At 59.3% G+C, this 24,051-nt stretch carries 19 protein-coding genes; 9 read left to right on the plus strand and 10 right to left on the minus strand.

The features are described 5' to 3' along the window. Positions 1-11: 11 nt before the first annotated feature. Positions 12-1,214: a serine-type D-Ala-D-Ala carboxypeptidase gene (dacC, locus tag DTA24_RS19555; RefSeq protein WP_004201290.1), complete on the minus strand. Its 1,203-nt coding sequence runs from the start codon at positions 1,212-1,214 to the stop codon at positions 12-14. Between the two features lie 255 nt (positions 1,215-1,469). On the opposite strand from dacC, the gene DTA24_RS19560 reads away from it, so the two are divergent. Further along, entirely contained in the window at positions 1,470-2,096 is a 627-nt protein-coding gene (locus DTA24_RS19560; RefSeq protein WP_046622758.1) for a glutathione S-transferase family protein, read from the plus strand. Between the two features lie 2 nt (positions 2,097-2,098). On the opposite strand, the gene DTA24_RS19565 is transcribed toward DTA24_RS19560, so the two are convergent. Both DTA24_RS19565 and bssR read right to left on the minus strand, forming a co-directional pair. Beyond that, complete coding sequence (locus DTA24_RS19565) at positions 2,099-3,208, minus strand: PQQ-dependent sugar dehydrogenase (RefSeq protein WP_012542355.1); 1,110 nt, start codon at positions 3,206-3,208, stop codon at positions 2,099-2,101. Positions 3,209-3,323: 115 nt separating this feature from the next. Continuing rightward, a complete protein-coding gene (gene bssR, locus DTA24_RS19570) occupies positions 3,324-3,707 on the minus strand; it encodes a biofilm formation regulator BssR (protein ID WP_012968643.1) in 384 nt (127 codons plus the stop codon). 378 nt (positions 3,708-4,085) lie between these two features. Here bssR and DTA24_RS19575 point away from each other — a divergent pair, with 378 nt between their 5' ends. Continuing rightward, positions 4,086-5,327 (plus strand): oligosaccharide MFS transporter, encoded by a 1,242-nt coding sequence (locus DTA24_RS19575; protein WP_012968644.1) that lies wholly within the window; start codon positions 4,086-4,088, stop codon positions 5,325-5,327. Between the two features lie 27 nt (positions 5,328-5,354). On the opposite strand, the gene DTA24_RS19580 is transcribed toward DTA24_RS19575, so the two are convergent. Further along, positions 5,355-6,257 carry a Kdo hydroxylase family protein gene (locus DTA24_RS19580; RefSeq protein ID WP_012968645.1) on the minus strand — a complete coding sequence of 301 codons (903 nt, stop codon included), beginning with the start codon at positions 6,255-6,257 and terminating at the stop codon, positions 5,355-5,357. Positions 6,258-6,502: 245 nt separating this feature from the next. Here DTA24_RS19580 and rimO point away from each other — a divergent pair, with 245 nt between their 5' ends. Continuing rightward, positions 6,503-7,828 (plus strand): 30S ribosomal protein S12 methylthiotransferase RimO, encoded by a 1,326-nt coding sequence (gene rimO, locus DTA24_RS19585; RefSeq protein WP_008805799.1) that lies wholly within the window; start codon positions 6,503-6,505, stop codon positions 7,826-7,828. Positions 7,829-8,347: 519 nt separating this feature from the next. Here the strand turns inward: rimO and gsiD are convergent. The 5 genes from gsiD to iaaA all read right to left on the minus strand — a co-directional run bounded on the left by gsiD (position 8,348) and on the right by iaaA (position 14,646). Then, the gene (gene gsiD / locus DTA24_RS19595) at positions 8,348-9,259 is read right to left on the minus strand and encodes a glutathione ABC transporter permease GsiD (protein ID WP_004147729.1); all 912 of its coding nucleotides are present in this window, start codon (positions 9,257-9,259) and stop codon (positions 8,348-8,350) included. 1 nt (position 9,260) lies between these two features. Continuing rightward, positions 9,261-10,181, minus strand: a complete 921-nt coding sequence (gene gsiC, locus DTA24_RS19600) for a glutathione ABC transporter permease GsiC (RefSeq protein ID WP_008805798.1) — start codon at positions 10,179-10,181, stop codon at positions 9,261-9,263. Positions 10,182-10,253: 72 nt separating this feature from the next. Next, positions 10,254-11,795, minus strand: a complete 1,542-nt coding sequence (gene gsiB / locus DTA24_RS19605; RefSeq protein ID WP_004176731.1) for a glutathione ABC transporter substrate-binding protein GsiB — start codon at positions 11,793-11,795, stop codon at positions 10,254-10,256. 32 nt (positions 11,796-11,827) lie between these two features. After that, positions 11,828-13,687 carry a glutathione ABC transporter ATP-binding protein GsiA gene (gsiA, locus tag DTA24_RS19610; protein WP_008805797.1) on the minus strand — a complete coding sequence of 620 codons (1,860 nt, stop codon included), beginning with the start codon at positions 13,685-13,687 and terminating at the stop codon, positions 11,828-11,830. 17 nt (positions 13,688-13,704) lie between these two features. Then, a complete protein-coding gene (iaaA, locus tag DTA24_RS19615) occupies positions 13,705-14,646 on the minus strand; it encodes a beta-aspartyl-peptidase (protein WP_008805796.1) in 942 nt (313 codons plus the stop codon). A gap of 235 nt (positions 14,647-14,881) precedes the next feature. Here iaaA and moeA point away from each other — a divergent pair, with 235 nt between their 5' ends. From moeA to DTA24_RS19645, 6 genes are all read left to right on the plus strand, one after another. Continuing rightward, complete coding sequence (moeA, locus tag DTA24_RS19620) at positions 14,882-16,117, plus strand: molybdopterin molybdotransferase MoeA (RefSeq protein WP_012542361.1); 1,236 nt, start codon at positions 14,882-14,884, stop codon at positions 16,115-16,117. Beyond that, complete coding sequence (gene moeB, locus DTA24_RS19625; protein WP_012968648.1) at positions 16,117-16,872, plus strand: molybdopterin-synthase adenylyltransferase MoeB; 756 nt, start codon at positions 16,117-16,119, stop codon at positions 16,870-16,872. Before moeA ends, moeB begins: the two co-directional genes overlap by 1 nt. Before the next feature lie 154 nt (positions 16,873-17,026). Continuing rightward, on the plus strand, positions 17,027-17,926 hold the full coding sequence (locus DTA24_RS19630) for a glycyl-radical enzyme activating protein (RefSeq protein ID WP_008805793.1): 900 nt from the start codon (positions 17,027-17,029) through the stop codon (positions 17,924-17,926). Positions 17,927-17,930: 4 nt separating this feature from the next. Next, a complete protein-coding gene (locus tag DTA24_RS19635; protein WP_032735022.1) occupies positions 17,931-20,363 on the plus strand; it encodes a formate C-acetyltransferase/glycerol dehydratase family glycyl radical enzyme in 2,433 nt (810 codons plus the stop codon). A 180-nt stretch (positions 20,364-20,543) separates the two neighbouring features. Further along, positions 20,544-21,359, plus strand: a complete 816-nt coding sequence (locus DTA24_RS19640; protein WP_008805791.1) for a Cof-type HAD-IIB family hydrolase — start codon at positions 20,544-20,546, stop codon at positions 21,357-21,359. A gap of 140 nt (positions 21,360-21,499) precedes the next feature. Continuing rightward, complete coding sequence (locus tag DTA24_RS19645; protein WP_008805790.1) at positions 21,500-22,765, plus strand: DUF1479 domain-containing protein; 1,266 nt, start codon at positions 21,500-21,502, stop codon at positions 22,763-22,765. Here the strand turns inward: DTA24_RS19645 and DTA24_RS19650 are convergent. Further along, the gene (locus DTA24_RS19650; RefSeq protein WP_016160537.1) at positions 22,762-23,835 is read right to left on the minus strand and encodes a LacI family DNA-binding transcriptional regulator; all 1,074 of its coding nucleotides are present in this window, start codon (positions 23,833-23,835) and stop codon (positions 22,762-22,764) included. The genes DTA24_RS19645 and DTA24_RS19650 overlap by 4 nt on opposite strands. Positions 23,836-24,051: the final 216 nt, after the last annotated feature.

Here is a 24,051-nt window from a genome sequence, read left to right on the forward strand (position 1 = left end):
CGGTCATGGCATCAGGAGAACCAGCTGCCGAACCAGCCGTGGAGTTTCATCAGTACGAAGTCGATCATCCGGCTGAAGAAACCGCCCTCTTTCACCGGCTCCATGACGATCAGCGGGCGCTGCTCGATGGTTTTATCATTCAGCTTAAAGTCGATAGTCCCGACCACCTGCCCCTTCTCCAGCGGCGCGGTAAGCTGCGGCTGATTTAAGGTGTAGCTGGCTTTCAGGTTTTTCAGCTGGCCCTTCGGCAGGGTGATAGAGCCCGCCTCGCCGGCTCCCAGTTTCGCTTCGCTGCTGTCGCCAAACCATACGCGCTGGGTAACGAAGGTGGCATCCGGTTTAATCGGCGTCACGGTTTCATAGAAGCGGAAGCCCCAGGTCAGCAGTTTTTCTGACTCGTTAAAGCGAATGCGGTCAGTTTTGGTCCCCAGTACCACGGCGATCAGACGCATATCACCCTGGGTGGCTGAGGAGACCAGGTTATAGCCGGCCCCGGCGGTGGTCCCGGTTTTCACACCATCGGCGTTGAGGTTGGTGCTCCACAGCAGACGGTTGCGGTTCGGCTGGCGAATTTTATTGAAGGTGAACTCTTTCTCTTTATGTACCGCGTACTCTTCCGGCACATCGTGGATCATCGCTTTGGTCAGCAGCGCCATATCGCGGGCGGTACTGAACTGACCCGGCGCATCAAGGCCGTGGACGGTCATAAAGGTGGTGTTGGTCAGCCCCATTTTTTTGGCATAGCCGTTCATCAGGCTGACGAATGCGTCCTGGCTGCCCGCCACGTAGTCGGCAATGGCAATGCTGGCGTCGTTACCGGACTGAATAATGACCCCTTTATTCAGATCTTCCACCGAGACCTGCATGCCGGGCTTGAGGAACATCACCGATGAGCCGCGCAGCGCCGGGTTGCCGGTCGCCCAGGCATCACGTCCGACGGTCACCATATCGGTGAGCTTGATTTTTCCCGCTTTTATCGCCTGCCCCACCACGTAGCTGGTCATGATCTTCGTCAGACTGGCCGGGTCGAGTTTTTCATCGGCATTGCCTTCGCTGAGCACCTTCCCGCTGGCGTAGTCCATCAGGATCCAGGCGCGAGCGTCAATCGAAGGGGCGTCGGGGAGTTGTTCTGCAGCCTGCACCGCAGGTGCGACAAGAAATAACAGCGCGCAACCTGCAGCGAGGCCGCGAAGGGAAAAAGCGTCATGCATCATAAGAGCCACCCAAGTATCCTTTCCAAACAAAATATGCCGCACCACTCTGACCGCGCCGCAGCAACCGGTGAGTAAAGCGTACAAATGACCTTAAAGAAACAGCGAGTTGGTAAAGTTTTTAAAGTTTACGCAATAACGTGCCGCTGTGCTTTAATCAGAACAACTTTTTTGATCGTGATTGCCTAAATATTAACTTTATCCCAACATGATCGCCGATCGCGCTGCAACGGCAGTGAAACAAACTCAGGAGCGAAAATGATTACACTGTGGGGACGTAATAACTCGACCAACGTGAAGAAAGTACGCTGGGTGCTGGAGGAGTTGGATCTTCCTTATGAGCAGATCCTCGCCGGGCTGGAGTTTGGTCTCAATCATGACCCGGAATATCTGGCGATGAACCCGAACGGGCTGGTGCCGCTGTTAAAAGACGATGCTACCGGGGTGGTGTTGTGGGAATCAAATACCATTATTCGCTACCTTGCCGCCCAGTACGGCGTCGATCGCCTGTGGCTGGCCGCACCGGCGCAGCGCGCGCAAGGGGAAAAGTGGATGGACTGGTCCAACGGCACGCTCTCTCCCGCCCATCGCCCGGTGTTAATGGGCCTGGTCAGGACGCCGCCGGAGCAGCGCGATCCGGCGGTCATCGCCGCGGGGATCGGCGCCTGTGAATCGCTGTTTGCCATGCTTGATGACGAACTGGCGAAAACGCCATGGCTCTCTGGCAAGCACTTCGGCCTTGGCGATATTGCCGTTGCCCCCTTCGTCTACAATCTGCTGACGATCCTCGATACCTGGCAACCGCGACCCCATCTGCAGCGCTGGTATCAGCAGATTAGCCAGCGCCCCGCCTGGCACGCGGTCGTGAAGATCCCGGTCACCTGAGGTTAACCCTCCGGACTCAAGCGCAACAGTTCGCCGTTAGACTCGTCGGTTAATACGTACAGATAGCCGTCGGGTCCCACGCGGACGTCGCGGATACGCTTCCCGCGCGCCTCCAGTAACCTCCCCTCCTCGCGGACCTGATTACCGTCCACCGATAAGACGATAAGCGACGTCTCCTTCAGCGCGCCGATAAACAGCTTATGCTGCCACTGGGGAAAAGTCTGCGCCGCGTAAAAGGCCATCCCGCTCACCCCGGGGGAGACCGGCCAGACATACAGGGGAGGCTCGGTACCCGGGGCCGTCTTGCCCTTGGCCTCCGGGATCGGCAGGCCGCTGTAGTTAATGCCATGCGTCGCCAGCGGCCAGCCGTAGTTTTTCCCCGCCTGCGGGATGTTAATTTCATCCCCGCCGCGCGGGCCGTGCTCATTGAGCCACAGCGCGTCGCTCCATGGGTTCATCGCCATGCCCTGCGGATTGCGAATACCGTAGGCCCAGATCTCTGGCCTGGCGTCAGCCCGGCCGACAAAGGGATTATCCGGTGGAACGTCCCCGCTCTCCGTCAGGCGGACCACTTTCCCCTGCAGCTTGCTGAGCTCCTGGGCGGTGGCACGCTGATTGTTCTCTCCCAGACCGATAAACAGATACCCTTTGCCGTCGAACACCAGCCGGCCACCGAAATGATTGCCCACGGAGAGCTTCGGCTGCTGGCGAAACACCACGGTAAAGTTCGACAGCTGCGTGGCATCCTCACTTAACCGCCCGTAGCCTACCGCGGTGCCCGCTTTGCCGCTGGCGTCGCTTTCCGCATAGCTCAGCCATACCCGTCGCGACTGCGCAAAATCCGGCGCCAGCGCTACATCCAGTAAGCCGCCCTGGCCGTTGGCCCACACCTGCGGCACGCCGGATATCGGCGCCGACAGGCCTTTACCTGGCTGCCAGCGCTTGAGCTCGCCGCCGCGCAGGGTAATCAACATGCCCTGATCGTCGGGGAGAAACGCCAGACCCCACGGATGGGCCAGCCGGTTTTGCAATACCTCCACCCGCACCGCGGCCTGGCTCAGGGCTGGCAGCGCTAAGGCGCTCAATATCAACAGCAGCGGGATTGGACGCATGGCATTCTCCTTTAGTCAGCTCTGCGCTAAAGGGTAGCCAGCGGGGAAATTTGCGCGGGGATTTTTACATAACCTTTAACAGGGGAAGCGTCCACTTCCCCTGAGTTTCAGCCGATCAGGCATGAGTGATTGGCGACAATTTATTCAATTTATGAATATTTGAAGTCAATCCTGTCAGACAGCGTTCTAGCTTCTCTACGTTAACAGCGATGTACAGCGGACAATCATGATGCCCGCTCATCAGGCATACTGCAGCGGCGGCGAGGGACTCGCCCGCCAGGCGAAGGGCCTCCTTCTCCTCCGGTGAAACGACATTCTGCAGGCGCGGGGCCTGCGCACGCATTTCACGGCAAAGCTCAAACAAGTTATCACGCAGATGGTCATTTTCGCTGACTGACATGTAGCCTTTAGCCTTTCGCAACTGCAGATAGGCATCAATATCGATATTGGCATTGATGAGCTTCTGCAAAAGGTGGCGATATTGTCTGTCAACGGTCATCACAGTTCCTCCTCTGTCGTCCTTTACCCTTCTCATGATACGGTTATTTTTTGTGCAAAATGATGCGCCAGGTCAATTATTCCCAAGCCTGTAACACCCTTTACAATGTGACAACCTTACCGCTTTGTAGGATATACACCAAAAACAATGGTATACGATCACAATTAATTTCAAAAAGAAATCAACTCGCGATTATTACCATTAAAAGGCGGAAATAGTGCTGCTAAGATCACACTATACCACAAATGCTATTGCGCGATCGCCAGCCAGAATGCCATAACAAATCATTAATGTAATACGTATAACATTTCATAAAAACAGCGAACGCTGCCCGCGGATCGCTGATAATCTCTCTGCCCGTTTGCAAGGAACTGAAACATGACGCCCGGTAAAAGAAACTACCTCCTGTTGAGTCTTTTCGATTTCCTCTACCTGTTCGCCTGGTCGTCGACCATGGCTTTCTTCGTCATCTGGACCACCCAGCATCTTGGCATCAGCGCCACGAAGACTGGCCTGCTGTACTCGGTCAACGCTTTTATCGCCCTGCTGATGCAACCTTTCTTCGGCTTTATCTCCGACAAGTTCGGCCTGAAAAAACGGCTTATCTGGCTGCTGGTCGCCCTGCTCCTGCCGGTGGGCCCCTTCTTTATCTATGTTTACGCGCCGCTGCTGGTGCACAATTTCTGGTTCGGCGCGCTGCTGGGGGGGATCTATCTGGGGATCATCTTTAACTCCGGCTGCGGGGTGATCGACTCTTACATCGATAAGATTTCCCGTCGCTACCAGTTCGAATACGGTCGGGTGCGGATGTGGGGCTCGTTAGGCTGGGCAGCGGCGGCCTGGATTGTGGGTAAATATATCGACAGCAATCCTAATCTGGCCTTCTGGCTCGCCAGCCTCGCCATCGTCATCGCCGCCATCTGCTTTATGCTGACCAAAATTGAATTAACCGACGCCGATGTGGCGCGAAGCGAATCGCTGAAGGTCTCCCATGCCCTCGAGCTGGCGAAGAATGGTCAGTTCTGGATGCTGCTGCTCTTTACCCTGTTCGTCACGCAAATTTATGACACCTACGATCAGCAGTTTGCCCAGTATTTCTCGCTGCAGTTCCCGACGCCGGAGGAAGGCAACCGCTGGTATGGGATCCTCGCCTCCATTCAGGTGTGCGGCGAAACGCTGTTCTTATGCCTGATGCCGTGGTTTGTTAACCGGACCGGCGCCAAATGGGCGCTGATCATCGCCGGGTTGATCATGTCGGTACGTATTGTCGGGTCAGCCGTGCCCCTCGGTCCGGTGTGGATTGGCGCGGTGAAAATGATGCATGCCCTGGAGAAACCGTTAATTCTGGTATCGGTCTTTAAATTCATCGCTGCCAACTTCGACCACAAGCTCTCTTCGACGGTCTATTTGCTGGTGCTGTTTGTCGCCTCGATCGCCACCGCCATCTACTCTCCGCTGGCAGGCTATCTGTACGATACCATTGGCTTCGCCGATACCTATCTGATCCTCGGCGGTATCGCCGGGCTCTTTACGCTGATCTCCATTTTCACCCTGAAGGATAAGCGCGAGCCGAAAAAGCCCAGCGCCAGGCCTTCCGGGGCCGTTACGCCGGCGCAATAATCCTCTGCCCGGTAGCCACGCCGGGCGCTACACGTTGCGCGCGACTAACGGCTTTTGCAGGAGCGTTTCCAGCACCCGCAGCGGCGAGAGCTGCGGGTGACTCATCGCTTTCACCGGCAACAGAAAGGTCTGCTCAAGCAGATACTGGCCGCGCATCGCGGCGTGCGGGGTCTGATCGGAAAAGCAGATCCAGGTGCTGCCGGCGGCAAAGTCGATCTCCTGCTGCACCCCCTGTCGCTGGTACTCAGGTGTGCTTTTCATCGCATCGTGCAGGGCCAGCATCAGATGATCGTAATGGCTACGCCGACTTTTGGTGATCCCCAGCGCTGCCAGCAGCCAGGCGCCTGACGGCGACCAGGGTTTCAGCCGCGGCAGAAAGCGTGCCGCGAGGGTATCGAAATGCTCCCCTGTCCGCCAGGTTCGCGGTTCGCCGCGGGGATGAATATTGCAAAAGATGCGCAGAATACGATCACCCTTGACCGGGCGCGACGGGAATGCGTCCACATGCAAGCGCGAATCGTCTTTGCGCCAGGAGGTCGTTTCACGCCAGGCGGTAATGGGATGCAGACGCAGACTGGTTTGCGGATGGTGCAGCGACTCGCCATAGCCTGGCAATAACGCGTCGATCAGCTGCAGCGTCATCTGGTGGTAACGCGCCATTAGCCGGGCGATGGCAGCCGTTTTCTGCTTATCCGCCACGCCTCTGAGCATGCGGGTGTCGGGTTGATAGCTGATATTCTTGCGCCGCGGCGCGACCAGCTCAGGGGTCAGCAATGCCTGCTCCGTGGCGGTTAATGAAAACGCCAGCTGCGGCAGATAGAGCACATTTCCCTGCTCAAGGGAGTGTTGGATCTGCGGCGGTTGCGGGGGGATCTCCAGATTACTGAATGGCAGGGTGGCTATCGCCACCGGGGAGCCTGTTGGTGTCATTTCCTTGCCTCTTCTCCTCGCGGTCATCGAGGTATTTAGTAAAGAAATTGTTATCACTTTGTAGATTACAACGTAAATGACGGGCGTTTTTATCAGGAATGGCGGTTTTGACCCGGTGCTGAAGCCCACGCGCTCCTCACCCGAGCGCTTTTTCACCATTAACCGCGACGGAGCTATACTCTTTTTCGCAAAGATCTGTAGAATTCCTGCCCTGACCATTCCAATAATTGAACACTTTTTAAGCTATGAGCAATGTCACGCACCAGCCGAAAATCGGCTTCGTCTCCCTGGGCTGCCCGAAAAATCTCGTGGACTCAGAGCGTATCCTGACCGAACTGCGCACCGAAGGTTATGACGTCGTCCCTACCTACGACAACGCCGATATGGTCATCGTTAACACCTGCGGCTTTATCGATAGCGCTGTGCAGGAATCGCTGGAAGCGATCGGCGAAGCGTTAAAAGAGAACGGCAAGGTGATCGTCACCGGCTGCCTTGGCGCGAAAGAGGATCAGATCCGCGAAGTTCACCCGAAGGTGCTGGAGATCACCGGTCCGCACAGCTATGAGCAGGTGCTGGAGCACGTCCACCACTACTCGCCGAAGCCGAAGCACAACCCGTTCCTCAGCCTGGTGCCGGAACAGGGCGTTAAGCTGACGCCGCGTCACTACGCCTACTTAAAAATTTCTGAAGGCTGCAACCATCGCTGCACCTTCTGCATCATCCCGTCCATGCGTGGCGATCTGGTGAGCCGTCCGATTGGCGAAGTGCTGGCGGAAGCCAAACGCCTCGCTGACGCCGGCGTGAAAGAGCTGCTGGTGATTTCTCAGGACACCTCCGCCTACGGCGTCGATGTCAAGCACCGTACCGGTTTCCACAACGGCATGCCGGTGAAGACCAGCATGGTCAGCCTGTGCGAAGAGCTGGCGAAGCTCGGCATCTGGGTGCGCCTGCATTATGTTTACCCGTATCCGCACGTCGACGATGTGATCCCGCTGATGGCGGAAGGCAAAATTCTGCCGTACCTCGATATTCCGCTGCAGCACGCCAGCCCGCGTATTCTGAAGCTGATGAAGCGTCCTGGCTCTGCAGACCGCCAGCTGGCGCGCATTAAGCAGTGGCGTGAAATTTGCCCGGATCTGACCCTGCGCTCTACCTTTATCGTGGGCTTCCCGGGCGAAACGGAAGAAGATTTCCAGATGCTGCTCGACTTCCTGAAAGAGGCGCGTCTCGACCGCGTCGGCTGCTTCAAGTACAGCCCGGTTGAAGGCGCCACCGCCAACGAACTGGCGGATCAGGTGCCGGAAGAGGTGAAAGAGGAGCGCTGGAACCGCTTTATGCAGCTGCAGCAGCAGATCTCTGCCGAGCGTCTGCAGGAGAAAGTGGGCCGCGAAATCCTGGTGCTGGTGGATGAAGTTGACGAAGAAGGCGCCATTGGCCGCAGCATGGCCGACGCCCCGGAAATCGACGGCGCGGTCTACCTGAACGGCGAAACCCGCGTTAAGCCGGGCGACGTGGTGCGGGTGAAAGTCGAGCATGCCGACGAATACGACCTGTGGGGTACCCGGGTCTAGTCCAGCTTCCCGGATAGCGGCTTATCGCATTCCCCAGCCTACGGGGTCCTCCCGTAGGCACCCCCCAGGTCCGCGCAAGCGCAGCGCCGCCGGGTAATTTATCAGTCATCAAGCCTTTATATTGCCGGGTGGCGGCTAACGCCTTACCCGGCCTACAGTTCGTGCGACCTGTCGCTAATTTATTCACCAGTCTTGCTGAAACTGCCGGTGCTGGCGGCCTCAACATCGCTGAGACGTTCCCGGAAGGCCGGGGCAGCCCGCATGGATGCGGGCTGAGGGCCGTGTTTTGCAGGGACGCTGCCTCGGCCCGACCCGAAGCCTGCAGGGATAAGTCGAAGGCACCGCGCAGCGGCGATGTTGCTGGCCGGAGCCCGGGGGTACAGGGGGCGGCGGCGACTGGCCGCCCCCTGTGCGCTCCCTGCGCCATGCCAGGCATAACGCAGAAGATTAACCGGGAGCGCAATGTGCGCTGAAGCCACAAATAATATAAAGCACCGCACGGCGGTGCTTTCCCTCACCCTACCCCTTTAACTTCGGATCCAGCGCATCGCGCAGGCCATCGCCCAGCAGATTAAACGCCAGAACGGTCACGAAAATCGCCACCGCCGGAAACAGCGCTACGTGCGGGGACATCACCATATCCGCCCGCGCCTCGTTGAGCATCGCGCCCCACTCTGGCGTGGGCGGCTGCGCGCCGAGGCCGAGAAACGACAGACTGGCCGCCGAAATAATCGACACCCCAATACGCATCGTGAAGTAAACCACGATCGATGACACCGTCCCCGGCAGGATGTGGTTGAACAGAATGGTGGCGTCGCTGGCGCCGATGCTGCGCGCCGATTCAATAAAGGTCTGCTGCTTTAACACCAGCGTATTGCCGCGCACCAGACGAGCAAACGCCGGGATCGAGAAGATCGCCACGGCGATGATCACGTTGGCCATCCCGCTGCCCATGACAGCGACCACCGCGATCGCCAGCAGGATCCCCGGAAAGGCGAACAGCACGTCGCAAAGTCGCATAATGAGCCGGTCCCACCAGCCCTCATAGTAGCCGGCCAGCAGCCCAAGCACCGTGCCGATAGCCGCGCCAATCAGCACCGCCAGTACCCCGGCAGCCAGCGAGATCTGCGCCCCGACCAGCACCCGGCTGAAAATATCGCGCCCCAGCGAGTCGACACCGAACCAGTGCACCAGCGAGGGCCCCTCGTTAAGCCGGTCATAATCGAAATAATTTTCCGCATCGTACGGCGCTATCCATGGCGCAACGATGGCTACCGCAATCAGCAACAGCACGAAAATACCAGCGCCCATCGCCACCGGCTGGCGACGAAAGCGCCGCCAGAACTCATGCCATGGGGTATGGATCTCGCCGGGTCTGATACCCGGCATGGCGTTCAGCGCCGCCTGCCTTCTCCAGTTGAGCAATCGCACCTTACTTATACCTGATAGCCGGGTTAATGGCCGCGTACAGCACATCCACCACTAAATTGATAAGAATAAACTCCAGCGAAAAGAGCAGGACTTCCGCCTGAATTACCGGGTAATCGCGCATCTCTACCGAATCGACCAACAGGCGCCCAAGCCCCGGCCAGTTAAACACCTTTTCCACGACGATCGACCCACCGAGCAGAAAGCCGAACTGCAGCCCCATCATGGTCACCACCGGGATCATCGCATTGCGCAGGCCATGCTTGAGCACCACCCACGTTTCGCTCACCCCTTTCGCCCGCGCGGTACGCATATAGTCTTCATGCAACACATCAACGAACGACGCGCGGGTAAAGCGCGCCATGACCGCCGCTACCGCCGCGCCAAGGGTCAACGATGGCAAAATATAGTGCCGCCAGCTGTCGGCCCCCACCGTCGGCAGCCAGCCCAGCTCAACCGAAAACACCTGCATCAGCAGCATGCCGAGAGCAAAAGCCGGAAACGAAATGCCGCTCACCGCCAGCGCCATTCCCAGACGGTCGGGCCAGCGATTGCGCCACACCGCGGCCGCGATCCCCGCCGCCATCCCGAACAGTACCGCCCAGCTCATGCTGGCCAGCGTCAGCCACAGCGTGGGCATAAAGCGGCTGGCTATTTCACTGGAAACGGGACGCCGCGAGGCCATGGAAATGCCAAAATCGCCGCGCAGCACGTTGGTGATGTAGTGCCAGAACTGGACATGCAGCGGCTGGTCAAGCCCCAGTTGCTGGCGCACCATCGCCACCACCTGGGCATCGGCCTCCGGTCCGGCAATCAGCCGCGCCGGGTCACCGGGCAGCATATGGACGAACAGAAACACCAGTACTGCGACGATAAGCAGGGTGGGGATCAGCCCCAGCAGGCGCTTAATCACATAGTTGAGCATCATACCTCCGCAACCCGCCCCGCGGAAAAACCGCCCCCCGCGCGCTGGCGCCGGAGGGCATCATCCCATCCTTCACGGTGTTAAATCTGCCTGTTCAAAACTAAAGCCAGTATCCGGCTGGATATAGAAACCGGTGAGGTTCTTGCTGTGGGCGGAGACCAGTTTCTCGACCACCAGCGGTACCCACGGCGACTCTTTCCAGATAATATCCTGCGCCTCTTTATAGAGTTTGGTTTTCTCTTGCGGGTCGGTGGTTTTCAGCGCCTCGCTCAGCGCGTTATCCACCTGCGGGTTGCTGTAAAACGCGGTATTAAACAGCGTCGGCGGCCAGTTTTGCGAGGCGAACAGCGGCGACAGCGCCCAGTCGGCTTCACCGGTGGAGGCGGACCAGCCGGTATAGAACATCCGTACCCCGCTCTCTTTCTGCCCTTTACCTTCCACTTCCGCCGCCCGCTGACCAGCGTCCATCGCCGTCACCTGCGCCTTAATCCCCACCTGCGCCAGCTGCTGCTGGGTGAACTGCAGTACTTTCTGCGCGGTGCTGTGATTATGTGATGACCACAGCGTGGTGCTGAAACCGTTAGGGTAGCCAGCCTCTTTCAGCAACTGGCGAGCTTTCGCCGGATCGTAGGGCCAGGCGGTGTAAGTCTGGGCGTAGGCAATCGACGGCGGCACCACCCCGGTCGCCGGGGTGGCGTATCCGGCAAACGCCACCTTGACCAGCGCCTGACGGTTAATCGCATAGTTGATGGCTTCACGCACCTTCGGATTATCGAACGGCTTCTGCGTCACGTTCATGCTGATGTAGCGCTGCATGATCGACGGGCTGGCCACCAGCTCCAGTTTGCTGTTTTTTGCCAGCAGCGGCGCCTGTTCGTAAGGGATCGGGAAAGCAAACTGCGCTTCGCCGGTCTGCAGCATCGCCGCCCGGGTGTTGTTATCCACCACCGGACGCCAGGTGATGGAGTCCAGCTTCGGCAGGCCTGGCTGCCAGTAACCATCGAACTTGCTGACCTTCACGAAATCTGTCTGGTTCCAGGTGTCGAGCTTATACGGCCCGGTACCCACCGGATGGAAGCCAATATCCTTGCCATATTTTTTCAGCGCCGCCGGCGAAATCATCGCCGTCGCCGGATGGGCGAGAATGTTAATAAATGCCGAGAAGGGCTGCTTCAGGGTAATTTTGACCGTGGTCGGATCGACCGCCTCGGTGCTGGCGATATTTTTATACAGGTTATAGCGCTTGAGATGGTTATCCGGGTTACTCGCGCGGTCGAGGTTAGCCTTGACCGCCTCGGCGTTAAAGTCGGTGCCATCCTGGAATTTCACCCCGCTGTGCAGCTTGATGGTGTACACCAGGCCGTCCGGTGACACGGTATAGCTCTCGGCAAGAACATTTTGTAGCTTCATCTCTTTATCAAGGCCGAACAGGCCTTGATAAAAGGACTTCGCCACCGCCTGCGACAGGGTATCGTTGGCATCATAGGGATCGAGCGTCGTAAAGTTAGACCCGACCGCCACGACCACATCTTTGGCGGCAAAGGCAGGGGCGCTCGCCAGGGCCGCCGCGATACTCAGCGCCAGCCACCATTTGCGTGAAACAGGTTGTGTCATTGTATTCTCCTGAAAAGGTGCGTTATGTGTTGTTATGCTCTGCCCAGCACATCGGCGGATTCGCGGGCGACAAAGTGGTCCGGCCCAACCTGCTGCAATGGCACGCTGGCCATCTCCTCGCCCCGCTTATAGATATTGCCCGGGACGTCATCAGACAGCAGGACTCGCTGCGGATGACGGTAGGCCGGGTCGGCCACCGGTACGGCGGCCATTAGCTTACGGGTATAGGGGTGCTGCGGGTTTTCAAACACCGCACGGCGCGGGCCTATTTCGACAATGCGACCGCGATACATCACCGCCACGCGGTGGCTGATGCGCTCCACCACCGCCATATCATGGGAAATAAACAGAAACGCGATACCCATCTCGCGCTGCAGGTCGAGCATCAGATTGATAATCTGCGCCCGAATGGAGACATCCAGGGCCGACACCGACTCATCGGCTATCACCACCTTCGGATTCAGCGCCAGCGCGCGGGCAATGCAGATCCGCTGCCGCTGGCCGCCGGAAAAGGCATGGGGGTAACGCCAGGCATGCTCCGGCTGAAGCCCCACGCGCTTCAGTAGCCAGGAAACCCGCTCACGCGCGGCTTCACCATGCAGCAGGCCATGCACCCGCAGCGGCTCCATGATCGAGTCACCGACCGTCTGACGCGGGTCAAGCGAAGCGTAAGGATCCTGAAAAATAAACTGAATATTACGGCGCAGGGATTGCAGCTTGCTGCCGGAGAGCGTATCAATCCGTTGGCCGTCGAAGGTAATGGTGCCACCCTGGGTTTCGACCAGTCTCAGCAGCGCCCGGCCGGTGGTCGACTTGCCGCAGCCGGACTCTCCCACCAGCGACAGGGTCTCTCCCGGCCAGAGATCAAAACTGATCTTCTCCACCGCATGCACTTCGCGCGTCACGCGATTGAGCAGCCCACCGCGCACCGGAAAACGGGCCACCAGGTCGCGCACCTGCAGGATAGGCTCCCCCGCCGCCACCGTGTCTGGCGTTTCGGTCTCCGCCTGCGGCTGACCGGGAAGCGAAAAACGGCGCGGCAGATCCTGACCCCGCATCTCCCCCAGCCGCGGAACCGCCGCCAGCAGCGACTGAGTATAAGGGTGCTGCGGCGAACGAAAGATCTCCTCAACGCTGCCGGTCTCTACCGCCTCACCGCGATACATCACCAGCACCCGATCGGCGATATCGGCCACGACGCCCATATCGTGGGTAATAAAGATCACCCCCATCGCCATCTCCTTTTGCAGGACGGCAATGAGTTGCAAAATTTGCGCCTGGATGGTGACATCCAGGGCCGTGGTCGGCTCATCGGCTATCAACACCGCCGGCCGGCAGGAGAGCGCCATGGCGATCATCACCCGCTGGCGCATGCCGCCGGAGAGCTGGTGCGGATAGCGTGAGAGCATCTCTTCCGCCTGGGGAATACGCACCTGGTCGAGCATCTTTTTCGCCGCGCGCAGCGCCTCTTCGCGCCCCAGCCCCTGGTGCAGGCGCAGGGATTCGGCGATTTGTTCGCCGATGGTAAAAACCGGATTCAGCGAGGTCATCGGCTCCTGAAAAATCATGGCCAGATCCGCGCCGCGCACCCGGCGCATCTCGGCGTCCGTTTGCTCATTGAGCGCGATCACCTGCCGGTTACGCCGCCGCAGCCACAGCCCCTCGCTGCTCACTTCGCTGCTGGCGGCGTCAAGCAAACGCATCAGCGCCAGCGCGGTCACCGATTTTCCCGAACCGGACTCACCCACTATCGCCAGCGTCTCGCCGCGACGCAGGCTGAAGGATAGCTGACGCACGGCCTGCACCTCTGGCGCATCCTGTTGGCGAAAGGCCACGTTCAGGTTGCGCACTACCAGCACTTCGCAGGTATCGGTTTCGTGAGTTTGCGACACTCTCCCTCTCCCTTCTTCTATTCGCGATAAATGCCAATGGTCGGCGTATCGCCGGCATAGCACCAGGCGCGGTACATGCCTTCACTGTTAAACGGTAAAACGACGTTACCTTCGCGATCGACGGCAATCAGCCCGCCGCTACCGCCGAGAGCCGGCAGTTTCTCCATCACCACCCGCTCGCAGGCGGTGTAGAGACTCAACTGACCATACTCCATTAAGGCGGCGATATCGTAGGCCGCCAGGGTGCGCATAAAGACTTCGCCGGTGCCGGTGCAGGAGACCGCCACGCTGGCATTGTTGGCATAGCATCCCGCGCCCGGCAGCGGGCTGTCGCCGACGCGTCCGGGCAATTTGTTGGTCATGCCGCCGGTGGAGGTTGCCGCCGCCAGATTGCCAGCCAGGTCGAGCGCCACCGCGCCGACGGTGCCCATTTTCTGGCGTTCATCGAGCGGGGCGGCGTGGTGGTCGAGGATAATCTCCCCGCCCGCTTTCGCCTCCTGCAGCTGCAGCAGGCGCTCGGGCGTGGAGAAGAGATCGTTTTCCACGCGTTCCATCCCCCGGGAGAAGGCGAAATTTTCCGCGCCCTCGCCAATCAGCAGCACGTGCGGGCTCTCCTCCAGTACCAGACGCGCCGCCAGCACCGGATTACGCAAATGTTTGACCCCGGCCACCGCGCCCGCCTGCAGGCTGTAGCCATCCATTACGCAGGCGTCCAGCTCATGGGTTTGATCGTGGGTAAATACCGCGCCCATCCCGGCGTTAAACAGCGGGCACTCTTCCAGCAGCCGAACGGCCTCGGTCACGGTATCCAGCGCACTGGCGCCCGCAGCCAACATCTTCTGCCCGCTTTCGACGATAGTCGACAGCGCCGCCACATACTCTCGCTCCCGCTCCGGCGTCATCTGCGCGCGAGAAATCGCCCCTGCGCCGCCGTGAATTGCTATAACCGCCTTGCCCATTTCGCCAGTCCTTAACGATGAAGTGGATCGCCCCTGCCCCGTCGTAGCGCGGCGCGGCGCCGGTCACGTCAGGAATAAGGGTATTGATATCATTATATTGCTGAATGTCTTATACAATTTTTGAATATAGAAAGAGCGGCGGGCGATGTAAAGCCTCGTACCCAGGTGGCATACAGCCCGCGCCGCTTTTCTGCCATAATAGGCGTTTTCGCTGTTTTGCCCGCAGGAGTGACCCATGGATTTTACCGCCGGACTGATGCCGCTCGACACAGCCCTCGCCCAGATGCTCGATCGTATTACGCCGCTGAACGCGACGGAAACTGTACCGCTGTTGCAGGCCTTCTCGCGTGTGACCGCCCATGACATCGTCTCCCCGCTGGATGTGCCCGGCTTTGATAACGCCGCGATGGATGGCTATGCCGTCCGGCTAAGCGACCTTCGCGACGGCGCGGCGCTGCCGGTCGCCGGTAAGGCCTTTGCCGGCCAACCGTTTCACGAGACCTGGCCCACCGGCACCTGTATCCGCATCATGACCGGCGCGCCGGTGCCTGCGGGCTGCGACGCGGTGGTCATGCAGGAAGAGACCGAACAGACCGACGCCGGCGTGCACTTTACCGCGCCGGTGAAAGCCGGGCAGCACATTCGCCGTCGCGGAGAAGATATCGCCCACGGCGCGGTGGTCTTCCCGGCGGGGACGCCCCTGACGGTGGCCGAGCTGCCGGTGCTGGCCTCGCTGGGCATTGCCGAGGTCGAGGTGGTGCGCAAGGTCCGCGTCGCGGTCTTCTCAACCGGCGATGAGCTGCAGCTGCCGGGTCAACCGCTCGGCGACGGCCAGATTTACGATACCAACCGCCTGGCGGTGCACCTGATGCTGCAGCAGCTGGGCTACGAGGTCATTAACCTCGGCATTATTCCTGACGACCCGGCGAAGCTGCGTGACGCGTTTATCGCCGCCGACCAGCAGGCCGACGTGGTCATCAGCTCCGGTGGCGTCTCGGTGGGCGAAGCCGACTACACCAAAACCATTCTTGAAGAGCTGGGGGAGATCGGCTTCTGGAAACTGGCGATCAAGCCGGGGAAACCCTTCGCCTTCGGCAAACTCAGTAGCAGCTGGTTCTGCGGCCTGCCGGGTAACCCGGTTTCCGCCACCGTCACCTTCTGTCAGTTGGTGCAGCCGCTGCTGGCGAAACTCTCGGGCAAGCACGGCCCGCTTCAGGCAACCCGCCTGCGGGTACGCGCCGCCACGCGACTGAAGAAGTCGCCGGGCCGTCTCGACTTCCAGCGCGGTATTCTGCAGCGCAACCCCGACGGCGAGCTGGTGGTGACCACCACCGGCCATCAGGGCTCGCACATTTTCAGCTCATTCAGCCTCGGTAACTGCTTTATCGTACTGGAGCGCGAACGCGGCCACGTCGAAGCGGGCGAATGGGTCGAAGTCGAGCCCTTTAATCATCTGTTTGGGGGGCTGTAATGGCCGTTGAGCTGAGCGACGAGGAGATGCTGCGCTATAACCGGCAGATCATCTTGCGCGGTTTTGATTTCGACGGTCAGGAGCGGCTAAAAGCCGCTCGCGTACTGGTGGTCGGCCTCGGCGGGCTCGGCTGCGCCGCCGCTCAATATCTGGCGGCGGCCGGCGTGGGTCAGCTCACCCTGCTCGATTTCGACACCGTCTCGCTGTCCAACCTCCAGCGCCAGACGCTGCACAGCGACGCGACCATCGGCCAACCGAAGGTGGATTCTGCCCGCGAGGCGCTGGCGCGCATTAACCCGCACGTCCGGCTGGTCCCGCTCAATGCCTTGCTGGATGAGACCGCGCTGGCGGGGCAGATTGCCGATCACGATCTGGTGCTGGACTGCACCGACAACGTCGCCATTCGTAACCAGCTCAACGCCGGCTGTTTCCAGCACACCACCCCGCTGGTCTCCGGGGCGGCGATCCGCATGGAGGGGCAAATCAGCGTCTTCACGTATCAGGATGGCGAACCCTGCTACCGCTGCCTGAGCCGTCTGTTCGGCGAAAATGCCCTCACCTGCGTCGAAGCCGGGGTAATGGCCCCGCTGGTGGGCACCATCGGTTCGCTGCAGGCGATGGAGGCCATTAAACTGCTGACCGGCTACGGCACCCCTGCCAGCGGAAAAATCGTGATGTACGACGCCATGACCTGCCAGTTTCGTGAAATGAAGCTGATGCGTCATCCGCAGTGCGAGGTATGCGGCTCGCACTAACCCCCACACCGGCGACGAGGGTCGTCGGTGGTTTTGTGACCTCTCTCGTTTTTTTATCCCCAGGAGCTTAGCCCCATCCCGCTTGTTGATTTGCGTCAATATAACTTTCATTCGAAAGTGTTTTTATATTCATACGCAAACAAGAGGATAAGCCATGATCTTCAACATCCAGCGCTACTCCACCCATGACGGCCCAGGGATCCGTACCGTCGTCTTCCTGAAAGGCTGCTCGCTGGGCTGCCGCTGGTGCCAGAACCCGGAAAGCCGCGCCCGCAGCGAAGATCTGCTGTATGACTCGCGGCTGTGCCTGGCCGGCTGCGATCTGTGCCAGCAGGCGGCGCCGGAGGTTATCACCCGTACCCTCGATGGTTTGATCATTGATCGGCAAAACGTTAACGACAAGCATATTACTGCGCTGCGTGACTGCTGCCCCACCACCGCGCTAACGGTCTGCGGCGAGGAGAAAAACGTCGAAGCGATCATGGCGACGGTGCTGCGTGATAAACCGTTCTACGATCGCAGCGGCGGCGGCATCACCCTTTCCGGCGGCGAACCCTTTATGAACCCGACGCTGGCGCAGGCGCTTTTCGAAGCCAGCCATCAGGCAGGTATTCACACCGCCGTGGAAACCTGCCTGCACGTGCCGTGGAAATACATTGAACCGGCTTTACCCTTTGTCGACCTGTTTCTCGCCGACCTGAAACACGTCGACGAGGCCGTTTTCCAGCAGTGGACCGACGGCAGCGCCCGCCGGGTGCTGGATAACCTGCAGCGACTGGCGCAGGCAGGGAAAAAAATGATTATTCGCGTGCCGCTGATCCAGGGATTCAACGCCAGTGAAGCCGACATTGCCGCGATCACCGATTTTGCCGCCGACCGCCTGCAGGTCAGCGAGATCCATTTCCTGCCGTACCACACGCTGGGAATGAACAAATACCAGTTACTCAGTCAGCCCTACACCGCACCGGACAAACCGCTGGATGCTCCTGAGCTGCTCGCCTTCGCGCAGGATTATGCGCGGAGCAAGGGGCTAACGGCGATCTTACGAGGATAACCTTATGACGACTCTCAAACTCAATACCCTCAGCGCCCGCATCCAGGCCCATAAAATGGCGCTGGTGCATATTGTCAAACCGCCGGTCTGTACCGAACGCGCCCGCCACTACACCGAGATGTATCAGCAGCATCTTGATAAGCCAATCCCGGTGCGTCGCGCCCTGGCGCTGGCGCATCACCTTGCCGAGCGCACCATCTGGATCAAGCACGACGAACTGATCGTCGGCAACCAAGCCAGCGAAGTGCGCGCTGCGCCGATTTTCCCGGAATACACCGTCAGCTGGATTGAGAAAGAGATCGACGATCTTGCCGACCGCCCCGGCGCCGGCTTCTCGGTCAGCGAAGAGAACAAACGCGTGCTGCATGAAGTGTGCCCATGGTGGCGCGGGCAGACCGTACAGGACCGCTGCTACGGTATGTTTACCGATGAGCAGAAGGCGCTCCTCGCCACCGGTATTATCAAGGCGGAAGGCAACATGACTTCCGGTGACGCCCACCTGGCGGTCAACTTCCCGTTACTGCTGGAGAAAGGCCTCGACGGCATGCGCGCCAAGGTTGCTGAACGCCGGTCGCGCATTAACCTGACGGTACTGGAAGACCTGCACGGCGAGCAGTTCCTGAAAGCGATTGATATCGTTCTGGAAGCGGTCAGCGACCACAGCAAACGCTTCGCCGCGCTGGCGCGCGAGATGGCGACAGCAGAATCCCGTGAATCACGCCGCCACGAACTGCTGACGATAGCCGAAAACTGCGACATCATCGCCCATGAGCCGCCGAAAACCTTCTGGCAGGCGCTGCAGTTGTGCTACTTCATTCAGCTTATCCTGCAGATTGAATCCAATGGCCACTCGGTCTCCTTTGGCCGTATGGACCAGTACCTCTATCCGTACTACCGTCGCGACGTTGAACTGCAGCAGTCGCTGGATCGCGAACAGGCCATTGAGCTGCTGCACAGCTGCTGGCTGAAGCTGCTGGAGGTCAACAAAATTCGCTCCGGCTCGCACTCCAAGGCCTCTGCCGGCAGCCCGCTGTACCAGAACGTCACCATTGGCGGCCAGAACCTGGTCGACGGCCAGCCGCAGGACGCCGTCAACCCGCTGTCGTATGCCATCCTGGAATCCTGTGGTCGTCTGCGCTCTACCCAGCCGAACCTCAGCGTGCGTTACCATGCCGGGATGAGCAACGACTTCCTCGACGCCTGCGTCCAGGTGATCCGCTGCGGCTTCGGCATGCCGGCGTTTAATAACGACGAAATCGTCATCCCGGAATTTATCAAACTCGGCATCGAGCCGCAGGACGCCTACGATTACGCCGCCATCGGCTGCATCGAAACCGCGGTTGGCGGCAAATGGGGCTACCGCTGCACCGGCATGAGCTTTATCAACTTCGCGCGGGTGATGCTGGCGACGCTGGAAGGTGGCCGCGATGCCACCAGCGGTCAGGTATTCCTGCCCCAGGAGCATGCCCTGTCGAAAGGCAACTTCGCTAATTTCGACCAGGTGCTGGCAGACTGGGATAACCAGATCCGCTACTACACCCGTAAATCCATTGAGATTGAGTACGTGGTCGATACCATGCTGGAGGAAAACGTCCACGATATTCTCTGTTCGGCGCTGGTGGATGACTGTATCGAACGGGCGAAAAGCATCAAGCAAGGCGGCGCGAAATATGACTGGGTTTCCGGCCTGCAGGTGGGTATCGCCAACCTCGGCAACAGCCTGGCGGCGGTGAAAAAACTGGTCTTCGATCAGGGCGCCATCGGCCAGCAGGAACTGGCGAAGGCGCTGGCGGAAGATTTCGACGGTCTGACCCACGAGCAACTGCGCCAGCGGTTGATCAACGGCGCGCCGAAGTACGGTAACGATGATGACAGCGTCGACGAGTTGCTGGCGCGGGCCTACCAGACCTATATCTACGAGCTGAAGCAGTATCACAACCCGCGCTATGGCCGCGGCCCAATCGGCGGCAACTATTACGCTGGCACGTCGTCTATCTCCGCCAACGTTCCGTTCGGCGCCCAGACGATGGCGACACCGGATGGCCGTAAAGCGCACACCCCGCTGGCGGAAGGGGCCAGCCCGGCCTCCGGTACCGACCATCTGGGGCCGACAGCGGTCATCAGTTCGGTGGGCAAACTCCCCACCGGCGCGATCCTCGGCGGCGTGCTGCTTAACCAGAAGCTGAATCCGTCCACCCTGGAGAATGAGTCCGACAAGCAGAAGCTGATGGTGCTGCTGCGCACCTTCTTCGAGGTGCACAAAGGCTGGCATATCCAGTACAACATCGTGTCCCGCGACACGCTGCTGGAGGCGAAGAAACACCCTGACCAGTACCGCGATTTAGTGGTCCGCGTCGCCGGATACTCGGCGTTCTTCACCGCCCTGTCGCCGGATACCCAGGACGATATCATCGCCCGAACCGAACATACGCTGTAACCCTTCGTGCCCGCTGGCGCTATGCTTAGCGGGCCTACCCTGTTCTGCAGGCCGGGTAAGGCAACGTTGCCACCCGGCATTTTCTGCGCTGAGTGAACTTTCATTCGAAATAAATTTGTGCTCCCCATCACATTGTAATTAGAATGTTACTGGTCGAAGTTAAGCCAGGAGCATCCCCTTATGACCGTTAAAGTTATCGTCACCGATATGGACGGAACTTTTCTCAATGACGCCAAAACCTACGATCGCTCACGGTTTCTGGCGCAATTCGCCCAGTTGCAGCAGCGCGGCATTGAATTTGTTGTCGCCAGCGGCAACCAGTACTATCAGTTGATCTCCTTCTTCCCGGAGATCCGCGAGCAGATTTCGTTCGTCGCCGAAAACGGCGCGCTGGTCTTTGAGCATGGCAAGCAGCTGTTCCACGGCGAACTGACCCGCCACGAATCACAGGTGGTGATTGGCGAATTGCTCAAAGATCCGCAGCTCAACTTTGTCGCCTGCGGCCTGCAGAGCGCGTATGTGAGCGATAAAGCTCCGGATGCCTTCGTCGACCTGATGTCAAAGCACTACCACCGTCTGCAGCGGGTAAGCGATTACCATCGCATCGACGACACGCTGTTCAAATTCTCCCTCAACCTGCCGGACAGCGAGATCCCACAGCTGATCGATAAACTGCACGTGTCGCTCGACGGGATCATGAAGCCGGTCACCAGCGGCTTTGGCTTTGTCGATTTGATTATCCCCGGCCTGCATAAAGCCAACGGCATCAGCCGCCTGCTCAAACGCTGGAACCTTTCACCCCAGCAGTGCGTGGCCATCGGCGACAGCGGCAACGACGCCGAAATGCTGAAGCTGGTGAAATACGCTTTCGCCATGGGTAACGCCGCCGACACCATCAAGGCTATCGCCGGCTACGCCACTGACGATAATAACCATGACGGCGCGCTGAACGTCATTCAGGCCGTCCTCGATAATACCGCTCCCTTCAACGCGTGACCCTTCGCCGGGGCATCGCGCCCCGGTTTTTCCATTTTGTGCGCCGTAGCAAGATTTTAAACTTGCATTAACTCCATTTTAACTTAAATTAACGTTTGTAAGATTTAACACTTTCGAATGAAAGATACAGCGAGGTTATTATGGCTGCTCTCCCGACCCACGAAACATTACCTGCCGACCACAAAGCGGCAATTCGCCAGATGAAACAGGCCTTACGGGCACAAATTGGCGATGTCCAGGCAGTGTTCGATAAACTCTCGGCGCGTATCAGCGAGCGCCTGGACGAGATTAATGCCCTGAAAGCCACAGGCCAGGAGGTCTGGCCGACGATCCCGTTCAGCGATATCGCCGAAGGAAAAGTGAGCGATGAGCAGCGCGCGGCGATTAAGCGCCGGGGCTGCGCAGTGATCAAAGGACACTACCCGCGCGAACAGGCGCTGGCCTGGGACAACGCGATGCTGGAATACCTCGATCTGAACCATTTCGATGATGTTTACAAAGGACCTGGCGACAGCTTCTTCGGTTCGCTGGAGGCTTCGCGTCCGGAAATCTATCCGATCTACTGGTCCCCCTCGCAAATGCAGGCGCGACAGAGTGATGAAATGGCGGCGGTGCAATCCTTCCTCAATCGCCTGTGGCGCTTTGAACAGAATGGCAAGCGCTGGTTCGATCCGGATGTCAGCGTGATTTACCCTGACCGTATCCGCCGCCGCCCGCCGGGAACCACGTCAAAGGGGCTGGGGGCGCATACCGATTCTGGCGCGCTGGAGCGCTGGCTGCTTCCCGCCTATCAGCAGGTTTTCGCCAACGTCTTTAATGGCAATATCGACGCCTACGATCCGTGGGACGCCGCGCACCGTACCGAAGTGGAAGAGTACACCGTCGACAACACCACCAAATGCTCGGTGTTCCGCACCTTCCAGGGCTGGACCGCGCTGTCGGACATGATCCCGGGTCAGGGGCTGCTACACGTGGTGCCGATCCCGGAGGCGATGGCTTATGTGCTGCTGCGCCCCCTGCTCGACGATGTGCCGGAAGATGAGCTGTGCGGCGTCGCGCCGGGCAGAGTGCTGCCGATCTCTGAGCAATGGCACCCACTCTTAATTAAAGCGTTAAGCTCGATTCCGGCGCTGAACGCTGGCGATTCCGTCTGGTGGCACTGCGATGTTATTCACTCAGTGGCGCCGGTGGAAAATCAACAGGGCTGGGGCAACGTGATGTACATCCCGGCCGCGCCGATGTGCGAAAAGAACCTCGCCTACGCGCAGAAAGTGAAAATTGCTCTGGAAAAAGGGGCCTCGCCGGGGGATTTCCCGCGCGAGGACTATGAGGCCAGCTGGCAGGGGCGCTTCACCCTGGAAGATCTGAATATTCACGGGAAACGGGCGCTGGGTATCCCGGTTTAATCGTCATACAGCCCCTGCGGCTCCACGGCGGTATGGCCTTTGCCCGGCCGGATCCGCCGTACCGAATCACGTACCACCAGCGTGCCGTGCAACAGTAGCGAGCCGTGCGGCGCCTCCGGGCGCAGCAGGCGCTGCTGCAGGAGATGCACCGCCTCGCTGCCCAGCTCATCTCGCGGCACATGCACCGCGGTCAGCGGCACCTCCTGGATCGCCGCCAGATTAAACCCGTCGATACTCATTACCGAAACATCCTGCGGCACCCGCAGGCCTCGTTTTTGCAGGGCGCTGACGGTGCCGGCGGCCATAAAATCGCCGCCTACCAGGAAGGCGGTAGGCATCGGGCGCCCCTGTAAGCCGTCAAGCCAGGCCCCTACCTGCTCTTCCGTCTCTCTGGCGCTAAAGTTGGCGACGCTGATGAGATCCCGGCTGGCGGTAAAGCGCAGATTGCGCGCGCGCCATGCTTCCTGGATCCCGCCCAGCCGCAGCTCCATGGTATAGCGGCGCAGGCACATCACGTTCATCACCGCCCGATGGCCCATATCAAACAGATAGCGGGCGGCGCACTGGCCAATCAGACGATGGTCGGGGGCAATGGACGGCAGCCGCATCCCTTCATCCCGACAGTTGATCAATACGCAGGGTTTGCCCACATCCGCCGCCAGGCCATGAATATGCGGATCGTCGATCCCCAGCAGCACCGCGGCCTGGGTCTCCGCTTCGTTCATGCGGGCAAGAAACAGGTTGGCGTCGCTGTCGTTCTCGTCCAGTGCGCAGTAGCGCAGGCGCACTTCATGCGCCGCCAGCGCGTTATTGATGCTCTGGATCACCCGGTAGTAGAAGATATCCGATCGCTCATCGAAGGCGCGCTGCGGAGCAAACACCAGCAGATTATTGAGCAGCAGACGCCCGGCGGCCAGTCCCTGCATGACCCCCAGCTCGCGGGCGCACTCCAGCACCGCCCGGCGCGCCTTATCGCTGGTATTCGCCTTTCCGGCCAGGACGCGCGAAACGGTGCTGGCCGACAGCCCGGTGCGGGCGGCGATTTCGGCGACGCGCAGCTTTTTATCCATTTTGTGATCCAGCTCCGATTGGAAAATGAAAGAATTTTCATAATCGCCAAAGCGCTTCCTGTAAGCAAATGACAGAGCGAAATTTGAGATCTCGGTCATTTCATGAAAAAAGTTGCATAAATAGCACTTTGCCCGACGTTTTTTCTCCCTTAGCCTGAATTGGTCCAACATCTCCCATACTAGTTATACCAATGATGTTGAGATAAAAAATAGACT

The organism is Klebsiella sp. P1CD1 (assembly GCF_003790505.1).
Taxonomy (GTDB): domain Bacteria; phylum Pseudomonadota; class Gammaproteobacteria; order Enterobacterales; family Enterobacteriaceae; genus Klebsiella; species Klebsiella variicola.